Below are 21,392 nucleotides of genomic sequence, written 5' to 3' on the forward strand. Positions count from 1 at the left end.
GGAGCTGTCGACGGTGGGTTCCCCACGGAGCACGGAGTCTCATGAGTCAGCAGCGCCCCGGCGGTCAGTCCGGGCAGCCCGGTGCGGTCCCGGCCCTTCCGGATCTGCCGGAGGCCACAGTGGCCCGCCTTCCGGAATACCTGCGTGCGCTGCACAACCAGGCCGAGGCCGGCCACGACACCGTCTCCAGCGAAGGGCTGGCCAGCGCCGCCGGGGTCAACTCGGCGAAGCTGCGCAAGGACCTGTCGCACCTTGGGTCGTATGGGACTCGTGGGGTCGGCTACGACGTCGCGCTGCTCATCGAGCAGATCGAATATGTGTTGGGCCTCACCCAGCGCCGGGCCGTCGCTCTCGTCGGCGTGGGTAATCTCGGTCACGCCCTGGCGGGCTACGCGGGCTTCGCGACCCGCGGTTTCCGGATCGCCGCCCTTTTCGACGCTGATCCATCTCGGGTGGGCGAGCGGATAAACGGGCTGGTCGTGCGCCACATTGAAGACCTCACGGAGATCGCCGCCGCCGAGTCGATCGCGATCGGCGTGATCGCGACTCCGGCGGGCGCCGCGCAGAGTGTCGCCGATCAGTTGGTCGCCGCGGGTGTTACGAGCATTCTCAACTTCGCTCCTTGCGTACTCTCGGTACCCGAGGGGGTCGACGTCCGCAAGGTCGACCTCGCGATCGAGCTGCAGATCCTTTCGTTCCACGAGCACCGAAAGGCATCGCTCACCTCGTTGCCGGCCACCGGTCCCGCTGGTGGCCTCACGGCACTGCCGGGTGGGCTTTCCGCTACCGGCACCGAGGAGGCGGTCGGCACGTGAACCTCATCGTCGTAGGCGCGTCCTACCGCACGGCGCCGGTCTCGATCCTCGAGCACATCGCCGTCGCACCGGCCGACCTCGCCACGGCGCACGACCGGCTCCTCGCCCAGTCGTACGTGAGCGAGGCCGTCGTGCTCTCCACGTGCAACCGCGTAGAGGTGTACGCGGCGGTCAGCGGGTTCCACGGCGGCCTCGGCGAGATCTGCGGCGTGCTCGGCGAGCGGGCCGGGCGCACGTCCGCCGACCTGGCCGACCACCTGTACGTGCACTACGGCGCCGCCGCCGTCCAGCACGCCTTCCGGGTCGCCAGCGGGCTCGACTCGATGGTCGTCGGCGAGGCGCAGATCCTGGGGCAGCTCCGCGAGGCGTACCAGGCGGCCATCGACCACGAGAGCACCGGGCGGCTGCTGCACGAGCTGATGCAGCAGGCCCTGCGGGTGGGCAAGCGGGCGCACACCGAGACCGGCATCGACCGCGCCGGCCAGAGCGTGGTGACCGCCGCGCTCGGCGTGGCCGCGTCCGCGCTCGCCGGCGACCACGAGTGCCTGCTCGGCGTCGACTGTGAGCACCCGGTCGCCGACCTGGCCGGCCGCCCGGCGCTGGTGATCGGCGCGGGCGCGATGGGTTCGCTTTCATTGGCCACGCTCGCGCGTTCCGGCGCCGGCCCGCTGACCGTGACCAACCGCGGCGCGGGGCGGGCCGAGCGGCTCGCCGCGGCGTATGGCGCCACCCCGGTGCCCTTCGCCGACCTGCCCGCCGCGATGGCCGGCGTCGACGTGGTGGTCACCGCCACCGCGTCGACCGAGCACGTGCTGAGCCGCGAGGCGGTGGCCCGCGCGGTCGAAGGGCGCGATCGGCCGCTGGTCATCCTCGACCTGGCCGTCCCGCGCGACGTCGAGCCGGCCGCTGCCGACGTGCCGGGCGTCGTCGTGATCGACATCGACCGGCTCGCCGCCAGCCTGCGCACGGGTCCGGCCGCCGCCGACGAGGCCGCGGTCGAGGCGATCGTGGCCGCCGAGGTGGAGGCCTTCCTCGCCTGGATGCGGGGGCCGAGGTCGCGCCCACCGTCGCCGCGCTGCGCACCCGCGCCGACGACGTGGTGGCCGCCGAGCTGCGCCGGCTGACGCAGCGCCGTCCAGACCTGACCGACGAGCAGCGCGCCGACGTGGCACACACCGTGCACCGCGTCGTGCAGCGCCTGCTCCACTCGCCGACCGTCCGGGTGCGGCAGCTTGCCGCTGAGCCCGGTGGTGACCAGTACACCGCGCTGCTGCGCGAGCTGTTCGACCTTGAGGTGCCGCAGAGCGCCCAGGCCGGCGAGGTGCCCGATCTGGAGGACAAGCAGTGACGTTGCGGCTCGGCACCCGGGGCAGCGCGCTTGCCCTGGCACAGTCCCAGCTTGTCGCCGACAGCCTGCGCGCGGCGACCGGCCGCGACGTGGAGCTGGTGGAGATCGTCACGGCCGGCGACCGGTCGAGTGCGCCGGTGCAGCAGCTCGGCGTGGGAGTTTTCGTCTCCGCCCTGCGCGACGCACTTGTCGCCAAGGAGATCGACTTCGCCGTCCACTCGTACAAGGACCTGCCCACCGCACAGGCCGAAGGGCTGCACATCGCGGCCGTACCGCCGCGGGAAGACCCGCGCGACGCGCTCGTGGCCAGCGATGGCCGCACGCTCGCGGAGCTGCCGCCCGGAGCCCGCGTGGGCACCGGCGCGCTGCGGCGGATGGCCCAGCTGCGCGCGCTCGGCCTCCAGCTTGAGGTCGTGCCGATCCGGGGCAACGTCGACACCCGGCTGCGCAAGGTCAGCGAGGGCGAGCTGGACGCCGTCGTGCTGGCCCGCGCCGGCATCGCACGACTCGGCCGCGCCGCCGAGATCACCGAGACTCTCGATCCGATGCTCATGCTGCCCGCCCCGGCTCAGGGTGCGCTTGCGGTGGAGTGCCGGATCGACGACGAAGACCTGGTCGAGCTGCTGGGGAGGCTCGACCACGCACCGACCCGTGCCGCGGTGACCGCGGAACGGGCGATGCTGGCCGCACTGGAGGCCGGGTGCAGCGCTCCAGTGGCCGCCTTCGCCGAGGTCGCCGAGGGCGACAACGGAGAAGAGATCTACCTGCGCGGTGCGGTGATCAGTCCGGATGGCACCCAAGACATCCGGCTGTCCCGCACCGGTACGCCCGCCGCCGCGGCGGAGATCGGACGGGCTCTCGCCGCCGATCTCGTCGAGAGTGGCGCCGAGACCCTAATTGGGAGCACAGAAAATGAGCCGCACCCGTAAGCCCGCAGGCCGGATTGCCTTCGTCGGGGCCGGTCCCGGCGACCCTGGCCTGCTGACCCGCCGGGCGCACGCCGCGCTTACAGACGCCGACCAGGTCATCTACGACCGGGGCGTCTCCGAGCCGCTGCTCGACGCGATCCGGGCGGAAGCCAAGAGCGACACCCAGTTCAGCCCGGCCGAGGGGGCGCCGGGCGACGTGGCCAAGGTCCTGATCTCCGCGGCGCGCTCCGGCCTGCAGGCGGTGCACCTGGTCGCCGGCGACCCGTTCGGCCACGACTCGGTCATCAAGGAGGTGCAGGCGGTCGCGCGCACCGCCGTGCACTTCGAGGTGGTGCCCGGAGTCGGCCAGGCCGAGGGCGTCGCCACCTACGCCGGCGTGCCACTGCCCGGCGTCCGCACCGCCGCCGACGTCGACGACGTGTCCACCTTGGACTTCGAGGCGCTCGCCGCGGCCATCGCCCGCGGCTCCCTCGCGCTCGCGATCGACGCGGGTGACCTCGCCGCCGTCCGCGACGGCCTGCTCGCCGCCGGGGTGGACGGCGAGACGGCGGTCGGCGTCACCGGCGACGGCACCGGCGAGACGCAGTACACGACTTCGTCCAGTGTGGACAGCTTCGTGGCCGCCGCGCTCGGCTTCACCGGCCGCGTCGTGCTCACGCTGGGGCAGGGCGTCACCCACCGCGACAAGCTGAGCTGGTGGGAAAACCGCCCGCTGTACGGGTGGAAGGTGCTCGTGCCGCGCACCAAGGAGCAGGCCGGCGTGATGAGCGAGGCGCTCCGGGCGTACGGCGCGATCCCGTGCGAGGTGCCGACCATCGCGGTCGAGCCGCCGCGCACGCCGGCTCAGATGGAGCGGGCGGTCAAGGGCCTTGTCGACGGCCGGTACGCCTGGGTCGTCTTCACCTCCGTCAACGCGGTGCGCGCCGTGTGGGAAAAGTTTGCCGAGCACGGCCTCGACGCGCGCCACTTCGGCGGCGTGAAGATCGCCTGCATCGGCGAGGCGACGGCCGAGGCGGTGCGTGCGTTCGGCATCCAGCCGGAGCTCGTGCCGGCCGGTGAGCAGTCGAGCGAGGGCCTGCTGGCCGAGTTCTCGCCGCACGACGAGGTGCTCGACCCGGTGGGCCGGGTGCTGCTGCCGCGCGCCGACATCGCCACCGAGACGCTCGCCGCCGGTCTTGTCGAGCGCGGGTGGGAGGTCGACGACGTCACCGCGTACCGCACGGTCCGCGCGGCGCCGCCGCCCGCCGAGATCCGGGACGCGATTAAATCGGGCGGCTTCGATGCGGTTCTCTTCACGTCGTCCTCGACCGTGCGTAACCTGGTGGGTATCGCCGGCAAGCCGCACACCCGCACAGTGGTCGCCGTGATCGGTCCGAAGACGGCCGAGACGGCGACGGAGTTCGGCCTCCGGGTCGATGTCCAGCCCGCACACGCGTCCGTGCCAGACCTGGTCGAGGCCCTCGCCGGGTACGCCGTGGAGCTTCGTGAAAAGCTTGCCGCCATGCCGGCCAAGCAGCGCCGCGGCTCGAAGGTGCAGGGGCCCACTGCGCTGAGGTTCCGCTGATGCCTTTTCCCGACGTTCGGCCGCGGCGCCTGCGCCGCACGCCCGCGATTCGCCGGCTGGTCGAGGAGACCAAGCTGGCTCCGTCCGAGCTGATCCTCCCGATGTTCGTCAAGGAGGGTCTGACCGAGCCGCGCCCGATCGCCTCGATGCCCGGGGTCGTGCAGCACACGCGCGACTCGCTGCGCAAGGCCGTGGTCGAGGCGGCCCAGGCCGGCATCGGCGGCGTCATGCTCTTCGGGGTGCCGGCGACCGAGTCCAAGGACGAGACCGGCTCGGCCGGCATCGACCCCGGCGGCATCCTCAACGCCGCCCTGCGCGACGTGGCCGCCGAGGTCGGTGACGCCACCGTGGTCATGAGCGACCTCTGCCTCGACGAGTTCACCTCGCACGGTCACTGCGGCGTGCTCGCCGCGGACGGCACCGTCGACAACGACGCCACGCTGGCCATCTACGCCGAGATGGCGGTGGCACAGGCCGCCGCCGGCGCGGCCGTGGTCGGCCCGTCCGGCATGATGGACGGCCAGGTCGGCGTGGCGCGCAAGGCACTTGACGCCGCGGGCTACCAGGACGTGGCGATCCTTGCCTACGCGGCCAAGTACGCGTCCGCCTTCTACGGCCCCTTCCGCGAGGCGGTGGAGTCCTCACTCGTCGGCGACCGCCGCACGTACCAGCAGGACCCGCCCAACCTCCGCGAGGCGCTGCGCGAGGTCGCACTGGACGTCGACGAGGGCGCCGACATCGTGATGGTCAAGCCGGCGCTGCCGTACCTCGACGTGATCTCCGCCGTCCACGCGTCCTTCGACGTCCCGGTCGCCGCCTACCAGATCTCCGGCGAGTTCGCGATGGTCGAGGCCGCCGCCGCCAACGGCTGGATCGACCGCGACCGCGCGATGCTGGAGACGCTGACGTCCATCCGCCGGGCTGGCGCCCAGATCATCCTGACCTACTGGGCCATGGACGCCGCCGCCGCTCTCCGCGCCCGCTACTAGGGCGACCTCGGCGGCCCGGGAAGATCAAAGCCGAAGACGATCCGAGCTACCGCGATGCCCGTCGTGGTCCGGACCGTTGCTCCCGCGGCCTCACCGCCCGCGGTCGCCGAGCTCACCCCCAAAAGCTCGCAAGCGCTACGTCCTGGTGATCCGGGCCGCGCTGCTTCCGCGGCCTCACCGCCCGCGGCCGCGCAGTCATCTCCGGGTGCGGCTGGTGGTGGCCCGCGCTTGCTCAGCGCTGGTTGTCCCAGGGGCGCTCGCCACAAGGGCTGGCCATCCGTAGCTCAAGAAACTGGTAGCGGTTCCCTGGGCGCATTCGTGCGCCCAGGTTGAGAGCCCACCCGCGGCGCGCCCCTTCCAGCCAGACCGGTGGACCGGATGCCCAGCAGCGACGGAGCCAGGTGCCGAGCCCCGTAGCATTTCCGCTGTCTTCCCAGCTCACGGTGTCCGCGCCGTAAGTAGCCAGCTCTTTCCTACCCGTGCTTCTGCAGATGTGCGCGAGTCTGCCCGCAGTTCGGCACCGTCGTCGCGGTCTGTGATTGTCGATCAATTGGGGTCGGGTGTGAGCATCGAAATCTTGGTGAGTAAGCGCGCGATTTCGACGCTAACTTGCCATGATCTGCTGGAGCAGGGCTTCTGGGTTGAGCTGGGCGACTGCGGAGGGTGAGGCGGCAACCGCGGGCACAGTGGCAGCTCACAGCTAACTCGGAGTCAGCGTCAAGAAGGCTCGCCCTGACCGCGAAAGCTTAGAGAGCCTCGGGGTCGAGGTAGGCGGATCCGTCCACAACCGAGCGGGTGGTCGCCTCTGCCGACGCCGATCTGGGTGACCGCAGGGGTGAACAAACGGTCTGGACCACGCTGGGTCCTTGATCGGTGTCAACAAAGGCCCCGCAGAGGAGATCGTGGTCGTTTGGTGCCCCTGTAGGGGCAGCAGGCGTCCACGATCTCGACGGGACTCGGGGTTGGGCTTGCCCAGCGCGGAGGGGTGAGGCCGCGGGAGCGACGGTCTGGACCACGGCGGGCGTCGCGGTAGCCCGGATCTGTTTCGAGTCGGATCTTCTGAACCGGGCTACCACGATCGTACCGTCGCTGGTGCGGTGGCCACCAAACCTTGGCCGGCCTCGCCGGCACGGGTGACCAGCGGTCGAAGGCCGCCGGTCACCCGGTGAAGGTTAGTGGCCAGCGCGTTAGTCGTCGTTGACGATCGTGCCGTAGGCGATCGGGTCGCCGGTCCACTGGCCGGGCAGTGAGCCGACCAGCAGCGCCAGCTTTTCGTCGGGCTCGCGCTTGCGGTCGCCGTTGACCGACACCGTAAACGTGGCCGTCGTGCTGCCGGCCGCCATCACCGTGCAGCGGATCAGCGTGTCGAAGTCCGAGCCGGGCAGTGCCGTGACGCCCAGCGTGGCGGCGCACAGCACGATCGGCGTCGGCACCGGGCGGGAGGCCGTCACCGTGAAGGTCATCGGCGTCTCGCCTCGGTTGCCCTCGACCACCGATACGTCGCCGATGGAGAGCGTCGGCTTGGAGCGGAAGCGGGCCACCTGCGGGTCGTGGTCGCTGGAGCCGCGCGAGCCGTCACCGTCGTAGTTTGCCGCCCAGTCCGCGTTGACGTGGGCCGCCCGCATCTGCACCAGGTCCGCGCGGAGCGCGGGGCTGACGAAGAGGTGGTCGAGCGTCTGCGCCTGACCCTCGAAGACGTACGAGTACGCCGACTCGGGCTTGTCCGCGGCGAGGTCCTCCCACAGGTTGTGCAGCCCGGCGCCGTACAGCGGGCCGAGCTGGTCGGAGACCGGCTGCACCGGGTCGTCGGGGCGGGGGAAGACGTTCAGGTCGCCGCCGTACACCACGCGCGCGCCGGCACCGATGGCCGTCACGATCGCGGCGCCGTACGCGGCCTGCTCGCGGCGCTGGCCGATGCGAGCGTCCGGAGTGGACGAGTAGTGGTTGCTGACCGCCCACACCGTGAACGTGTCCGACGATCCCGGCGCCGCCGCGACCGTGAACTTGCCCACCTGCGGCGCCCGCGTGAAGACGTCCGAGCCGTCCACGCCCGTGGAGGTGTCCACGTCGGCGGGGAGGTCGGCGTTGAGCACCTTCGGGTTCTGCACGTCCGTGTTGTACGCAAGCCCAGGTGCCCGGTACGACACCGTGGGCGCCGAGCCCAGCACCGGGTCGTCCGCGGTGGCCGGGGCGAGCGAGACCCGGTCGGTGCGGTAGAGGAACGCCGCCGTGATGCCTCGGTCGTCGGCACCGTCCCGGTCGTACGCCGCCGCGTAGGCGGGGCCGCCGGCCGCACGGATGCGCAGCGCCAGCTCCTGGAGCGTGTCGGGCGCACCGTCGGCGTTGTCCACCGCGCCGCAGACCAGCGAGCTACCCGACACCGAGCAGATGTCCTGGTCCTCGGCCTCCTGCACCAGGATCAGGTCAGGCCCGTGGAGGTCCTTGATGATCTGGTCGGCGAGGTTGCCGAGCTGCGCCTGGTATTCCTCGTCGGAGGCCGGCACGTAGTCGAACGGCGGGCTCACCCCGGGACAGCCGGAGTTGCCCAGGAAGTCGCAGCCGTCGAACGGGTCGTCGCGGAAGTCGTACAGGTTTTCCACGTTGTACGTCGCCACAGCGAACTCGCGGTCCCGCGCGGCCGGCGACGGCGGCGCGTTGCCGGCCGGCGAGGTCCCGGAAGCAACAACGGCGGACGCCGCCTGCACGCCGTACTTCTCGAAGGAGAAGTAGAGGCCACCCACCGCGTCGTCGGTCAGCGTGTCGAACGTGTGCGCCGGCGGCAGCAGCGTCGTGTTGTCCCGCGCGGCCCACTTCACGCCCATGCTGCCGAGCATGATGCGCTCGCCGTTGCCGTCGTCGAAGAGCTGGCCGGGCACGTTGTCGCTCGGGTGCGCGTCGCGGAAGACCCGCCGGCCGAACGGGTTGCTCCGGTCGAGCAGCGCCGAGTCCTTGTCGACCAGCCACACCTCGGAGTCGGCGGTCGAGGCGAAGACGTCGCGCCCGCTGACGACGCCACTGCCGGCGCGTACCCGGATCTGCTGGCCCTCGTGCCGCTCCCAGAAGCGGTCGGCGGCGGCCAGGTCCAGCGGCGGCCGCGCGTCGGTGACCTCGACGTCCGTGACACCGGTGGCGAGCACACGCACCAGGGAGGCGCTGGAGAGCTGGGTCAGGTTGAAGAACTCCGAGACCCGCGCCCGCAGCACGACCTCGTCACCGACCACCGGCTCGTACCCGCCGATCAGCGAGGTGAACGAGCCCATGAACACGAAGATGCCGTCCGACGTGAGGGGGTCACCGTCGTCAGCGCCGGCGCGGCTCTGCAGGAAGAAGCCGTACTGGTTGGCGCCCGCCGAGGTGCGGGCGAGCGTGCGCTGGGTGATCACGCCGCGGACGTCGTACAGCGTGCTGCTCGTCCCGTTGCCGGAAGCCGGCGCGAGCGGGGAGCGGTCCAGCTTGCCGTCCTCGGCGTCGGTGGTCTGCCCCTGCACCTCGCCGATCGAGAGCACGGTCGTTACCTGCACGGTGAAGCCGCAGGTGGCGGTGGTGCCGTCGGCGTCGGTGGAGGTGACCGTCACCGGGTACGAGCCGGCGGGCAGGTCCGCACCCGCGGTCACCACCGCGGTGGCGGTGCCGCCGGGCTCGGTGGCCGGCGTGAACGAGGTACGGGTGATCGACGCGTGCGGCGCGGCCACGGCCAGGTCGACGATCGTGTCGTCCGGGTCGGTCGCGGTCACCTCCCGGGTGGCGGCGACCCCCTGCGAGGTGGTCAGGGTGGCGCCGCAGGAGAGGGTGGCGGAGGCGCCGTACGCACCCAGGCCGTCGAAGGTGTCGATCGCGAAGCCCTCCCACTGCGCGGCAGGGTCGAAGGCGCCGCTCGGGTCGGTGTCCGGTGCCGTGACGCGGCGCAGCGTGTTGTCCGCCGTGCTGGTCAGGCCGGTGCCCCACTCGGTGCCCGGGTCGGAGCCGACCTGCCCGATCGCGTCGACGACCTCGGCGGCCGCGCCCTTGACAAGGACAACCGCGTCGTCACCGTTGAAGAGCCCGGAGCCCGTCGTCTGGTCGGCCTGGGCGAGGATCGCGGCCGAGGCGGAGGAGTGGGCGAAGACGAACACGTCGCCGGCCGCCACCGTGCCGGCCAGCGCGAAGTTTGTCGAGGTGGTGGCGCCGTTGAAGTACATGCGGAGCTGGTAGCCACCGGCGGCGAGGTCGACCGCGGCCCCCGTGCCGTTGTAGATCTCGATCGCCTTGTTGTTTGACGATCCTTCGATGTATTCGGATATGAACAGGTCGCTCGGCGCGGCCGATGCCGGGGTCGGGGCGAGCCCGACCGAGGCAAGGGCTATCGCGGCCAGAGCGCACAAGCGGCGGCGCATGCATCCTCCAGGCGTGACGGGAGATCAACGCACGTTAAGGCGTTGATCCGTCGCCCGTCTATCGCCTGGGTGTCATGTAGATGTCACGTTTTCGGATCGAGTCGGTGCAGGAGCTCCGGAACGTCCGCCCCGTACTCGTACCACTCCCGATCGGCCATGAATCCGAGCTCCGCGTTTACTTTCAGCATCGGCTCATTGTCCGGCGCATTCCACGTCTGGACCTCGGTCAGGCGGGGCTCGGCCGAGCGGAGCTCGACGAGCATGCGCGCCTTGAGGGCCCGGTCGATGCCGTACCCCCGGTGGTCGGGCACGACGATCGTGTCGTATTGATCGGCGCGGGTCGGGTGCTGCGCGGGCACGACCACCTCGGTCAGTCCCGCCACCGCACCGGTGCGCTCGTGGATCGCCAGCACGATGTACGGCTTCATGCCGCGGCGGTGCAGGCAGGCGAGGCTGTCGCGGAGCCGCTGCGGGTCATACGAGCTCGGGCGCAGGTCGAGGTCGCCGTCGTCGACGTCGCGCATGGCCGCCTTGGCCACCGCATACCCCTCGATCAGCTCATCCGGCGGCCCGCCCGGGAAATACTCCAGCCGGTAGCCATTGCTGACGTTTCCGGCCGTCTCGCCCACCGCCAGCCAGTCCACCGTGGACAGCTTGAGCACGCTGCGCGTCTCCACGTACTCCCGGGCGAAGCCGAGCGACTCGTAGAACGTCACGGCGGGCGTGCCACCGACCACCTCGACACCGATCGCGGAAAAACCTTCGTCATAGACCCGGCGGACGACCTTGGTGAGCAGCGTGCGGGCCAGGCCGGTGCGGCGCTGCGACGGGTGGACGAAAAGCTCCACCACGCCGATGTCGCCGAGCAAAAGCACATTGGCATGGCCAGGAAGGTGGCCGGACTCGTCTTCGGCCACCCAGGAGATCCGCCGCTCGCCGGGCATGGTCTCCACCTGGTACTCCCGCAGGAACGAGTCCTGCCATGGGGGATCTTCGGGGAGGTCGGCCGCGAGCACGGCGTTGAGAGTGTCCAGCAGGGACTCGAACTCAGCCGGTGTCGCGGTCCGCGGATCCCACTCGCGCACCATCACCCGTACAGCTTGCCGCCAACCGAAGGTGAGGGGAAGGGCCTTGTTCTTCAAAGTGCCTGAGAGGTGACGCTACGTGCGGCTGCGACTCCCGTAGTCGTTTGCGGCGTCAAATACCGCTTGAGCGTAACGGCGCACGTCGTTATAGGAGAGGATCGCGTTCCACCAGTCAGTGGCGAGGTCCATGTTGCGACCGCCCTGGCACAGGTAGTTACCGGCGGCGAGGGCGGCGTCGTCGATGTCGTTGACGTCTTTGAGCCCGTCGTTGTCCGCGTCAATCTCGTGTTGCTTCCACGTCGACGGGATGAACTGCATCGCTCCGACCGCCCGGTCGTACGTGATGTCACCATCCAGCACACCGTCGTCGGTGTCGAGGATCCGCTGGGTGTCGCCGGTGCCGTCGAGCACCGGTCCGAGGATGCGCGGCGAGGACTCGCCGTCGTTGCCGAGCGTGGCGTTGTGCCGGCCGTGGTTTGACTCGATCTTGGCAATCGCCGCGAGGGTGGTCCACTTGAGGTTGCACTCGGGCCGGGTCGTGTCGAGGACGAGCTCCGCGTAGCCGTACGCCTGGATGGCCACGTACGGGATGTCCAGCTTGGTGCCGGTCTGGTTGGCCCAGGCGGCGAGCACGTCGGCCGGGCGCGCGCCGGCCGGCGGCGCGGTGGTCACTGTCGCGCCGGGCGAGGGCGTGGCGCCCCCGATGATCGGCGCGCCGGTCGAGGGCAGCGGCGCCAGGCCGTCGGACAGCGTCGGCCCGGGCGTCACGTCGCCGCTCAGCGCCGCGCTCGGCTCCGCCTGCCGCGAGCCGGCGGTCATCGGGATCGCGATCGCTCCGGCACCCACCACCACGACCACCAGCACGAGCAGCAGCACCGCGGGCAGCGTCAGCCGCCCGCTCGGCCGCCCGGACCAGGCCCGCACGTCGCGGGCCACGTCGCGCGCCCGCGGCGCGCGCCGAAGACCATGAGCGAAACGCACCCGCCGCCGAGGTCCAGCAGGATTTTCCGGTACGACCGCCGCGGCCGCTGCCACGGTGACCGTGGGCCGGTCGTCGGCCGGTGGTGCGGTGCCCGCCGCGGGGGCGGAAGGGGGCGCGGCGGGGGACGCCTCACCCTTTTCCTCACCCGGTCGGGAGCTTGTCTCATCCGCCGCAGGGCCGCTCGTGTCGGCCGGCTTGGGGCGGGCCCAATCGGACTCCGGCTCCCGCTGCTCGGGCGCGGGCTTGTCCACGGTGGTCGCCGGCTCGTCCACCGCCGTCGCGGGCATGGGCTCCTCGGGTGCCGCACCGGAACTGCCCAGCGGCCCGGCCCACTCAGGTGCCGCCGAACGCAGGGGCCGCGCGGATCCCGTGTCGCCGCTCCTTGCCTCCCCGTCCACCACGCGTCGAGTATGGCGCATCGCGCCGGGTACCGGCTCGGTCGTACGCTGTCTTGCATGCCCCGGTACGAGTTCCGCTGCCGCGCCTGTGGTGACACTTTCGAGGTCAACCGCCCGATGACCGAGTCCGGCCAGCCCGCGACCTGCCCGCAGGGCCACGCCGACACCGTCAAGCTGCTGTCCACCGTCGCCTTCACAGGGCGTGGTGGCGGCTTCACTCCCAGTCCCGGTCCGGCCGCCTCCGGTGGCGGCGGATGCTGCGGCGGTGGCTGCGGCTGCGGGTAGGTCCGGAAGTTGGGTCAGAACTGACCCCTCGTGCCACAACCCCTTCCGCTTGTCGTCGTTACGCCAGCCGTAACACCCCCGACACACCCCTCTCGTTGGCTGCTGCTTGGTTGTGATCACCCCCCGGCTACGGCCGTGGGGGCAGGTCTGTACCGGCCGTTCCTACGATGTGCCAGGTTGCGGGGGTACGGGAGCATAAACCGCGACTTCCAGGGGGGCGGAGGTTCCACGCGTGCAGGCACACAACTTGCCGAGTGGCCTGGTGACATTCATGTTCACCGACATCGAGGGCTCGACCAGACTGGCCCGGATGCTCGGTGCGGGCTACCGTCCGGTGTTGAGTGAGCACAGACGGTTGCTGCGCCGTACCTTGTCGGACAGCGACGGTACGGAGCTGTTCACCGAAGGCGACTCCTTCTTCGTGGCGTTTTCCGATGCGGGAGCGGCGATCGAGGCTTGTGCGACGGCGCAGCGCGCGCTGGCTTCGCATGAGTGGCCCTCGCCGGAGTCCACGCCCAAGGTCCGCATGGGTTTGCACACCGGCGAGGCCGAGGCGGTCAACGGAGAGTACGCGAGCCCGGAGGTGCACCGCGCGGCCCGGATCGCCGCCGCGGCGCACGGTGGGCAGGTGCTCTGTTCCGAGGCCACGGCTCGGTACGCGGCGTCGCTGCCGCCCGAGGCGTCGCTGCTGGACCTGGGGCTGCACAGGCTGCGCGGCTTCGATGACCGTGAGCGGCTGTACCAGCTCGTCGCGCCGGGGCTGGAGCGGCAGTTCCCGCGCCCGCGCACGGCGGACGCGCTCGCGCACAACCTGCCGACTCAGGTGACCTCGTTCGTGGGACGGCACGCCGAGCGGGCGGAGCTTTCCACCCTGATGGCCGACCACCGTCTGGTGACAGCGGTCGGTGCGGGTGGTGCGGGCAAGACGCGGCTGGCGGTGGAGATGGCCGGCGGACTCGTCGACACGTACCAGGATGGGGTCTGGTTTGTCGATCTTGCTTCGGTGACCGACCCGGGCCTGGTGGCGTTCGCGATCGCCGCGGTGTTGGGGCTGCGGCCCGAGCCGGGCCGCCCGGTGGTCGACACGCTGGTGGAGTTCGCCGCGAGCCGGCGGATGCTGCTGGTGCTGGACACCTGCGACGCGCAGCTGTCGGCGGCGGCCGAGGTGATCTCGCGGCTGCTGACAGGCGGCGGTGGGATCCGGGTGCTGGCGACCAGCCGCGAGCCGTTCAACCTGCCGGGCGAGACGGTGTGGCGGATCCCGCCGCTATCGGTGACGCCGGGCCCGAGCGGTGGGCCGAGTGAGGCCGTGTCGCTGTTGCTGGACCGCACGGCGGCGGCGCGTGGCGGTCGGCGTGCTGAGCCGTCCGAGGCTGATGACCTGCAGCGGGTGGTGTCCCGGTTGGACGGCCTGCCGCTGGCGATCGAGCTGGCCGCGGCCCGGCTGCGGGTGCTGTCCGCCAGTCAGCTGGCCGAGCGGCTCGACGACGTGCTGGGCGCGCTGGACGCCGGCCGTGAGGACCCCGAGGGGACGTACGCCGGCGAGGGCCGGTGGGTGGCCAGCCAGCTCGCCACCGTCGACCTCGCCCAGGCGGGCGCGGCCCGGCGGGCGGCGGCGGCCATCCGTTCGGCGACACAGCGGCACGCGACGATCCAGGCCACGGTGACGTGGTCGTACCGGACGTTGGGTCCGCGGGCGGCGCGGCTGCTGCGGTGGCTGTCGGTCTTCTCCGGGCCGGTCGACCTGCCCACGGTGGAGTGGCTGCTGGACGACGATCCGCTGGATCCGCTGTCGGTGCTGGTGGACAAGTCGATGATCCAGGCCGAGCCGCACGCCTCCGGCACCACGTACCGGATGCTCGACCCGATCCGGGCGTACGCGGCCCGGCGGCTGGCCGAGGCGGGCGAGGAGCGCGGTGCCCGGGACCGGCACGTCGCATGGTCGCTGCACGCGCTGGAGAAGGCGCACCTGGGTCCGGACCACCGGCCGGTGACGCTCTCGCTGTACGCGCTGGACACGCTCGCCGACGAGATGCGCGCCGCGTTGCGCTGGTCGGCGACGGGTGGCAGTGCGCGCGGTGGGCTGCGGCTGGCCAGCGGGCTGGACCAGTGGTGGCGTGAGCGTGGCCTGGCGCGGGAGGGCCGGCTGTGGCTGTTCCGGCTGTACGGGCGGATCGCCGAGACCGGTGAGCCGATCCCGGAGGCCGAGCTCGCGGCGGCGTACCACATGCACTCGCTGCACGCCGGCGCCGACGGTGAGGTCGCCGAGGAGCTGCGCTTCTCGCAGCGGGCCGAGGCCGCGGCGCGGCAGGCCGGCGACGCGGGTCTGCTGGCCCGGGTGTTGACCGGGCGGGGTGGCTCGCTTGTCGACATGGGGCAGTACGACGACGCCGAGCGGGTGTCCCGTGAGGTGATCGCGTGGGCGGAGTCCAGCGGGGTGGCCAGCGACGCGCTGCTGGCCGTCTACACGCTCGCCGAGCTGCTGTGGCGCCGCGGTGCCCTCGACGAGGCCGCCGACGTGCTGGCCGGGGCGCGTGCGTTGGAGGCGGCCCGTCCGGCCGAGCGGGGGCGGCGCAGCGTCGACTTCCTGCTGGGCATGGTCGCGCTCGGCCGTCGTGACCTGGTGGCCGCGCACGACCACCTGGTGGTGGCGTTGCGGTCCCGGATGACGTACGGCTATCACAGCCGGGCCTGCGACGCGATCTGCGCGATCGCGGTCCGTTGCGCGCTGGGCGGTGACGCGGTGACCGCGGCCCGCCTGTTCGGTGCGGCTCAGGCGACCCGTTCGGCGCTGCGCAGCACGCCCGGCCGGTTCGGCGCCTACTGGGCCGAGCGTCAGGCCGCGGTGCGCACCGCGCTCGGCGACTCCACGTTCGACGCGGCGTACGCCGAGGGTGGCGCGCTCACCGTCGACGAGGCCGCCGCACTCGCGCTCGGAGTCGACCACCCGGACATGGCCCTCGGCTCCCGCCGCTTCGCTGCCTGATCCACACGTGCGATCGGGGCTCTCCTCCAGCCGGAGGGGAGCCCCGATCGCGTGGTGGCTAGCGGACTGTCGCGCCCGCGGGCAGCAGCTTCGCCGCCTCGTTGATCTGCGCGGGGCTCACCGAGCCGCCACCGAAGATCGACACAGCCTGGTAGTACGTCCAGGCCAGCGCCAGGCAGGCGGGCCGCACCACCGAGTTGTACGTGGCGCACCGGCGCTTGAGGTCCTCGTAGAAGGCGCTGTCCAGCCGCGACTTGTTGGCCGGGAACTGGCCGATCGCCTTGTAGTTGCGGTAGCCGAAGTCGTGGCGCCAGCAGGACATGGTGAAGTTGAAGCCGAGGGGGTTGTCCGGGCTCGACGAGCAGTAGTCGGTCGACCAGTCGAACCCGTACGCCGCCCAGGCACCCTGGTTCTGGCGGGCCGAGTTCCAGGCGTTGTAGCTGGACGCGCTGGTCTGCGTCCAGCTGGACAGCACTTGCGGCTTGTCGGCTGGTGCTGCCATCGCCGGGCCCGCCAGCCCCAGCAGTGTGAGCAGGGCGGCGGGCACGGCGATGAGTAGGGTTGCGACCCGACGGGACACGTCTCCTCCAGGGGATGGCAGGGGAATCGAGCCCTGGTTACTGGTGAGTCAACCAAGGTGTCCACAGTGTCGGGGCATCGGCTTGCGTAAATCAATAACTATTTATGGACGCTGGTAAAACGCTTAGTGCAGGACCGGCCACGGCAGGCTGGGAGGGCTCTCGTTCCAGAGCCGGTCGAGCGCCGTGACGAAGTACGTGTACCGGGCGCCGGGCACCGCCGAGCCGTCCACATAGGAGGTGCCGCGGGTCGTGCCGACAAGGTGCGCCGCGTCCGCGAAGCCGCACCGTCCGGGGAGCGTGAGCCCGTCGAAGCGGTACACGGCGTATGACGTGGCCCGGCCCAGCGGCTGCTTCCAGCGCAGCGTGACCGCGCCATCGGCGGCCCGGGACGCGCCGGTCACCAGCGGAAACAGCAGTGGCTTGGCAGGCAGGTGCGGCATCTGCGGCACCAGCGCGGGCCGGGAGTAGTGCTCGGCGGCGTAGATGTCGGTGGCGCCGATCTTGTTCGCCCGTACCTGTACCGCGCTGAAGTGCACGTTGCCGTCCACTTCGGGGTAGTCGCGGTTGAAGGTCAGGTGGCGGGACATCTCGGCCGGGTCCTGCCATGGCGCCGGCTGCGCCGGGTCAGCGATCTTGTAGTCCGCCTGCCCGATGTAGAGGTGGACCCGCGTGCCCGCGACCACGTCCGACCACCACGGCACCAGCTTGGCGTAGTCGGCGACGGCCAGCCCGATGTGCCAGTAGATCTGCGGGAGGATGTAGTCGATCCACTCCTCCTTGACCCATTTGCGGGTGTCCGCGTAGATGGCGTCGTACGACTGGAGCCCATTGGTGTCGGAGCCGAGCGGATCGGTCGCCTTGTTGCGCCAGATGCCGAACGGGCTGATGCCGAACTTCACCCACGGCTTGGCCGCCTTGACCTTCGCGCCGAACTCCTGGACCAGCAGGTCGATGTTGTGCCGCCGCCAGTCCGCCTTGCTCGCGAAGTCGCCGCCGTACTGCGCGAACGTCGCGTCGTCCGCGAAGTCCTGCCCCGCCGCCGGATACGGGTAGAAGTAGTCGTCGAAGTGCACACCGTCGATGTCGTACCGCACCACCGCGTCGAGCATCGCCCGCTGTACGAAGTCGCGTACCGCGGGGATGCCCGGGTTGTAGTAGAGCCGCGAGCCGGCCGCGTTGACCGGGTAGGGCACCGCCCAGTCCGGGTGCTGCCGGGCGGGGTGGTTGGGCGCGAGCTTGGTGACGTCCGGCCCGGCACCCTGCGGCATCGAGATCCGGTACGGGTTGAACCAGGCGTGGAACTCGAGGTTGCGCGCGTGTGCCTCGCCGACCAGGAACTCCAGTGGGTCCCAGCCGGGCGAGACGCCGTCCCGGGCGCCGGTGAGCCACTCCGACCACGGCTCGTACGGCGACGGCCAGAACGCGTCGGCGGTGGGTCGCACCTGCACGATCACCGCGTTGTGGTTCAGTCGCTGGGCGAGGTCGAGCCAGGCGCGGTACTCCGCCTTGAGCTTCTCCTCGCTATGCCCGGGTGCGCTGGGCCAGTCGATGTTGGTGACGCTCGCGATCCACATCGCCCGGAACTGCCGCGTGGGCGTGGCCGGGTTGGTCGCGCAGGTGGTGGTGGTTGTCGTGGCGGCGCTCGCGGGTGCCGCCGGCGCCACGAGCCCGCCGGCGATGACCAGCGCCGCTATCAGCGCGGCCGAGGTTTTCCTCATGGTCCGGTCCCTTCGACAACATTCGCCGTCATGGCGGATGGAGTAGAAGGAAATTTTCACAATGGCCGCGCTGAGCGCAAGAGCGAAGCGGGGGTTTTCCCCGATGCGGCGGTTGCGGGCGAGGGGGACCCTGGGTCTATGGGACGTTTCTTGGCCTGGACCGCGGTGGGTGTCGTCGCCGTTGTGGCAGTGGGCTGGCTCGCGATCGCGCTGCTCAAGGCGCTGCTGGGCGTAGCCGTTTACCTGATCGTGGGCGCGGCCGTGGTCGGCGGCGGTGTCTACCTGTACCAGAAGGGCAAGCGGGCCATCTCCCGCGACCAGCGGATGCGTAACCGCATCGAGGCGGCGACGATCACGTACCGCCAGCGCAACCGCTGAAAACGAAAGGCTCCGCTCCCTGGGGGTGGGAGCGGAGCCTTCGACATGAGCCTTAGATGATCGTCCAGGTGTCGCCGCTGGTCAGGAGGCTGGCGAGCTGCTCCTCGGGCGTGCCGGTGGCCTTTGCCTTGGCCGCCTCGAGCTGGCTCTGCACCAGGTTGTCGTAGGACGGCCGGGAGACGTTGCGGAAGACCCCGATCGGGGTGTTGCGCAGATCCAGGCCGGGCAGGCGGGAGAGGGCGAAGGCGTAGGCCGGCTCGGCCACGGTGGCGTCGTGCACGACGATCTCGCCGGGCGCGACCGTCGCCGTCTCCCGCACCTCCAGGCCGAAGCCGCCGGGCGGGTGCACGACGCAGAACTGCCCGTCCTTGCCGAACGTGATCGGCTGCCCGTGCTCCAGGTGGATCAGGTAGTCGTCGCGGGTGCCGGCGTCCTTGAGCTCGTCGAACGCCCCGTCGTTGAAGATGTTGCAGTTTTGGTAGATCTCGACGAACGCGGAGCCGTTGTGCTCGGCGGCCGCGCGCAGCACCGACTGGAGGTGCTTGCGGTCGGAGTCGATCGTCCGCGCCACGAATGTCGCCTCCGCGCCCAGCGCCAGCGACAGCGGGTTGAACGGCGAGTCCGCCGAACCGGCCGGCGTCGACTTCGTGACCTTTCCGAGCTCCGACGTCGGCGAGTACTGCCCCTTGGTCAGGCCGTAGATCCGGTTGTTGAAGAGCAGGATCTTGAGGTTGACGTTGCGCCGGAGGGCGTGGATGAGGTGGTTGCCGCCGATCGAGAGCGCGTCGCCGTCGCCGGTCACCACCCACACCGAGAGGTCGGGCCGGGTGGCCGAGAGGCCGGTGGCGATGGCCGGAGCGCGGCCGTGGATCGAGTGCATCCCGTACGTGTTCATGTAGTACGGGAAGCGGGACGAGCAGCCGATCCCGGAGACGAAGACGATCCGCTCGCGCGGGATGTTGAGCTCCGGCATGAACGACTGCACGGCCGCGAGGATCGCGTAGTCACCGCAGCCGGGGCACCAGCGCACCTCCTGGTCGGACTTGAAGTCCTTCATGGTGAGCTTGAGTGCGACTGGCTCAGGCATTCTTAACCACTTCTTCCAGCATGGTCTCCAGCTCGGCGGCGGTGAAGGGCAGGCCGCGGACCTGGTTGTACGGGATGGCGTCGACGAGGTAGCGGGCCCGGATGACGTGGGCGAGCTGGCCCAGGTTCATCTCCGGGATGACCACGCGGTCGTACCGGCGGAGCACCTCGCCGACGTTGCGCGGCATCGGGGCGAGGTGGCGCAGGTGTGCCTGGGCCACCGACTGGCCGCGCTGGCGCAGCGCCCGGCAGGCGGCGCCGATCGGTCCGTACGTCGAGCCCCAGCCGAGCACCAGCACCCGCGCGTCACCGTCGGGGTCTTCGACCTCCAGGTCGGGCACCTCGATCGCCTCGATGCGGGCGGCCCTGGTGCGCACCATGAAGTCGTGGTTTGCCGGGTCGTACGAGATGTCGCCGGTCTTGTCCGCCTTTTCCAGGCCGCCGATCCGGTGCTCGAGCCCCGGAGTGCCCGGGATCGCCCACGGCCGGGCGAGCGTCTGCGGGTCGCGCAGGTACGGCAGGAAGGTGCTGCCGTCCTCGCCGTTGGGCTGGGTGGCGAACTCGACCTGGAGGTCGGGCAGCGAGTCGACGTCGGGCAGCAGCCACGGCTCCGAGCCGTTTGCCACGTAGTTGTCGGAGAGAAGGATCACCGGCGTGCGGTGGGTCAGCGCGATCCGGGCCGCCTCGATCGCCGCGTGGAAGCAGTCGGAGGGGGAGCGCGGCGCGATGACCGCCACCGGCGCCTCGCCGTGCCGCCCGAACAGGGCCATGTTGAGGTCGGCCTGCTCGGTCTTGGTCGGCATGCCCGTCGAGGGGCCGGCCCGCTGCACGTCCACCACGACGAGCGGCAGCTCCAGCGCCACCGCGAGCGAGATCGTCTCGCCCTTGAGGGCCACGCCCGGGCCGCTCGTGGTGGTGATGCCGAGCGCGCCACCGTACGCCGCGCCGAGGGTGGCACCGATCGCCGCGATCTCGTCTTCGGCCTGCATGGTCGTGATGCCGAAGCGCTTGTGCTTGCTCAGCTCGTGCAGGATGTCCGAGGCCGGCGTGATCGGGTAGGCGCCCAGGAAGACCGGCAGCTTGGAGCGCACACCCGCGGCGATGATGCCGAGTGCGAGGGCCGCGTTGCCGGTGATGTTGCGGTACGTGCCCGGCGGCATCTTTGCCGGCTTCACCTCGTACCGGACGCTGAAGTCCTCGGTCGTCTCGCCGAAGTTCCACCCCGCCTTGAAGGCGGCGATGTTGGCCGCGACAAGCTCCGGGCGGGCCGCGAACTTGCGCTCCAGGAAGCGGATCGTCGACTCGTACGGCCGGGAGTACATCCAGGAGAGCAGGCCCAGCGCGAACATGTTCTTGGCGCGCTCGGCGTCCTTCTTCGACACGTCGTGCTCGGCCAGGGCGCGCACCGTCATGCTCGTCAGCCCCACGGGGTGCACCGCGTAGCCGTCGAGCGAGCCGTCATCCAGCGGGCTGGCCGCGTAGCCGACCTTCGCCAGGTTGCGCTTGGTGAACTCGTCGGTGTTGACGATGATGTCCGCACCCCGCGGCAGGTCGCCGATGTTGGCCTTGAGGGCCGCCGGGTTCATCGCCACCAGCACGTTTGGCGCGTCACCCGGGGTGAGGATGTCGTAGTCCGCGAAGTGCACCTGGAAGCTCGAGACCCCGGGCAACGTGCCGGCAGGGGCACGGATCTCCGCCGGGAAGTTGGGCAACGTCGAGATGTCATTGCCGAGCTGAGCGGTCTCCGAGGTAAAACGATCACCGGTGAGCTGCATGCCGTCGCCTGAGTCGCCAGCGAACCGGATGACCACCCGATCCAGCTGGCGGACCTGTTTGGTCACTGACCCCTGACCTCCTTGCGAGCCGGCAGCGGCG

Annotated in this window: 14 protein-coding genes and 1 pseudogene; 8 read left to right on the forward strand and 7 right to left on the reverse strand. The window is 70.9% G+C overall.

Annotated features, from left to right (window positions below):
• Positions 1 to 41: 41 nt before the first annotated feature.
• The 5 genes and pseudogenes from Phou_RS22045 to hemB all read left to right on the forward strand — a co-directional run bounded on the left by Phou_RS22045 (position 42) and on the right by hemB (position 5,645).
• Positions 42 to 815 carry a redox-sensing transcriptional repressor Rex gene (locus Phou_RS22045; protein WP_173057741.1) on the forward strand — a complete coding sequence of 258 codons (774 nt, stop codon included), beginning with the start codon at positions 42 to 44 and terminating at the stop codon, positions 813 to 815.
• Positions 812 to 2,163: pseudogene (locus Phou_RS22050) on the forward strand (glutamyl-tRNA reductase). The gene Phou_RS22045 and the pseudogene Phou_RS22050 overlap by 4 nt, the downstream one beginning before the upstream one ends.
• Positions 2,160 to 3,092 (forward strand): hydroxymethylbilane synthase, encoded by a 933-nt coding sequence (gene hemC, locus Phou_RS22055; protein WP_173057742.1) that lies wholly within the window; start codon positions 2,160 to 2,162, stop codon positions 3,090 to 3,092. Before Phou_RS22050 ends, hemC begins: the two are co-directional and overlap by 4 nt.
• Positions 3,076 to 4,656, forward strand: coding sequence for a bifunctional uroporphyrinogen-III C-methyltransferase/uroporphyrinogen-III synthase (locus Phou_RS22060; RefSeq protein WP_173057743.1), 1,581 nt, complete (start codon positions 3,076 to 3,078; stop codon positions 4,654 to 4,656). Before hemC ends, Phou_RS22060 begins: the two co-directional genes overlap by 17 nt.
• Positions 4,656 to 5,645: a porphobilinogen synthase gene (gene hemB / locus Phou_RS22065; protein WP_173057744.1), complete on the forward strand. Its 990-nt coding sequence runs from the start codon at positions 4,656 to 4,658 to the stop codon at positions 5,643 to 5,645. The genes Phou_RS22060 and hemB overlap by 1 nt, the downstream gene beginning before the upstream one ends.
• Positions 5,646 to 6,832: 1,187 nt before the next feature.
• On the opposite strand, the gene Phou_RS22070 is transcribed toward hemB, so the two are convergent.
• The 3 genes from Phou_RS22070 to Phou_RS22080 form a co-directional block, all read right to left on the reverse strand.
• Positions 6,833 to 10,018, reverse strand: coding sequence for a lamin tail domain-containing protein (locus Phou_RS22070; protein WP_173057745.1), 3,186 nt, complete (start codon positions 10,016 to 10,018; stop codon positions 6,833 to 6,835).
• A gap of 83 nt (positions 10,019 to 10,101) precedes the next feature.
• Positions 10,102 to 11,106: a GNAT family N-acetyltransferase gene (locus Phou_RS22075; protein WP_173058787.1), complete on the reverse strand. Its 1,005-nt coding sequence runs from the start codon at positions 11,104 to 11,106 to the stop codon at positions 10,102 to 10,104.
• Between the two features lie 72 nt (positions 11,107 to 11,178).
• Entirely contained in the window at positions 11,179 to 12,372 is a 1,194-nt protein-coding gene (locus Phou_RS22080; RefSeq protein ID WP_246273674.1) for a lytic transglycosylase domain-containing protein, read from the reverse strand.
• A gap of 168 nt (positions 12,373 to 12,540) precedes the next feature.
• On the opposite strand from Phou_RS22080, the gene Phou_RS22085 reads away from it, so the two are divergent.
• Together Phou_RS22085 and Phou_RS22090 are read left to right on the forward strand one after the other, a co-directional pair.
• Positions 12,541 to 12,768, forward strand: coding sequence for an FmdB family zinc ribbon protein (locus Phou_RS22085; protein WP_173057747.1), 228 nt, complete (start codon positions 12,541 to 12,543; stop codon positions 12,766 to 12,768).
• 232 nt (positions 12,769 to 13,000) lie between these two features.
• Positions 13,001 to 15,754, forward strand: a complete 2,754-nt coding sequence (locus Phou_RS22090; protein ID WP_371872150.1) for an adenylate/guanylate cyclase domain-containing protein — start codon at positions 13,001 to 13,003, stop codon at positions 15,752 to 15,754.
• Between the two features lie 58 nt (positions 15,755 to 15,812).
• Here Phou_RS22090 and Phou_RS22095 read toward each other — a convergent pair whose 3' ends face one another.
• Together Phou_RS22095 and Phou_RS22100 are read right to left on the reverse strand one after the other, a co-directional pair.
• Positions 15,813 to 16,334: a phospholipase gene (locus tag Phou_RS22095; RefSeq protein WP_218579062.1), complete on the reverse strand. Its 522-nt coding sequence runs from the start codon at positions 16,332 to 16,334 to the stop codon at positions 15,813 to 15,815.
• 123 nt (positions 16,335 to 16,457) lie between these two features.
• Complete coding sequence (locus Phou_RS22100) at positions 16,458 to 18,053, reverse strand: glycoside hydrolase family 10-like protein (RefSeq protein WP_173057750.1); 1,596 nt, start codon at positions 18,051 to 18,053, stop codon at positions 16,458 to 16,460.
• A gap of 138 nt (positions 18,054 to 18,191) precedes the next feature.
• Between Phou_RS22100 and Phou_RS22105 the strand changes: the two genes are divergently transcribed.
• Positions 18,192 to 18,431: a hypothetical protein gene (locus Phou_RS22105; RefSeq protein WP_173057752.1), complete on the forward strand. Its 240-nt coding sequence runs from the start codon at positions 18,192 to 18,194 to the stop codon at positions 18,429 to 18,431.
• Positions 18,432 to 18,483: 52 nt separating this feature from the next.
• Here Phou_RS22105 and Phou_RS22110 read toward each other — a convergent pair whose 3' ends face one another.
• Both Phou_RS22110 and Phou_RS22115 read right to left on the reverse strand, forming a co-directional pair.
• Positions 18,484 to 19,518 carry a 2-oxoacid:ferredoxin oxidoreductase subunit beta gene (locus Phou_RS22110; RefSeq protein ID WP_173057754.1) on the reverse strand — a complete coding sequence of 345 codons (1,035 nt, stop codon included), beginning with the start codon at positions 19,516 to 19,518 and terminating at the stop codon, positions 18,484 to 18,486.
• Positions 19,511 to 21,358: a 2-oxoacid:acceptor oxidoreductase subunit alpha gene (locus Phou_RS22115; RefSeq protein ID WP_173057756.1), complete on the reverse strand. Its 1,848-nt coding sequence runs from the start codon at positions 21,356 to 21,358 to the stop codon at positions 19,511 to 19,513. Before Phou_RS22115 ends, Phou_RS22110 begins: the two co-directional genes overlap by 8 nt.
• Positions 21,359 to 21,392 lie beyond the last annotated feature (34 nt).

This window comes from Phytohabitans houttuyneae (assembly GCF_011764425.1).
GTDB lineage: Bacteria > Actinomycetota > Actinomycetes > Mycobacteriales > Micromonosporaceae > Phytohabitans > Phytohabitans houttuyneae.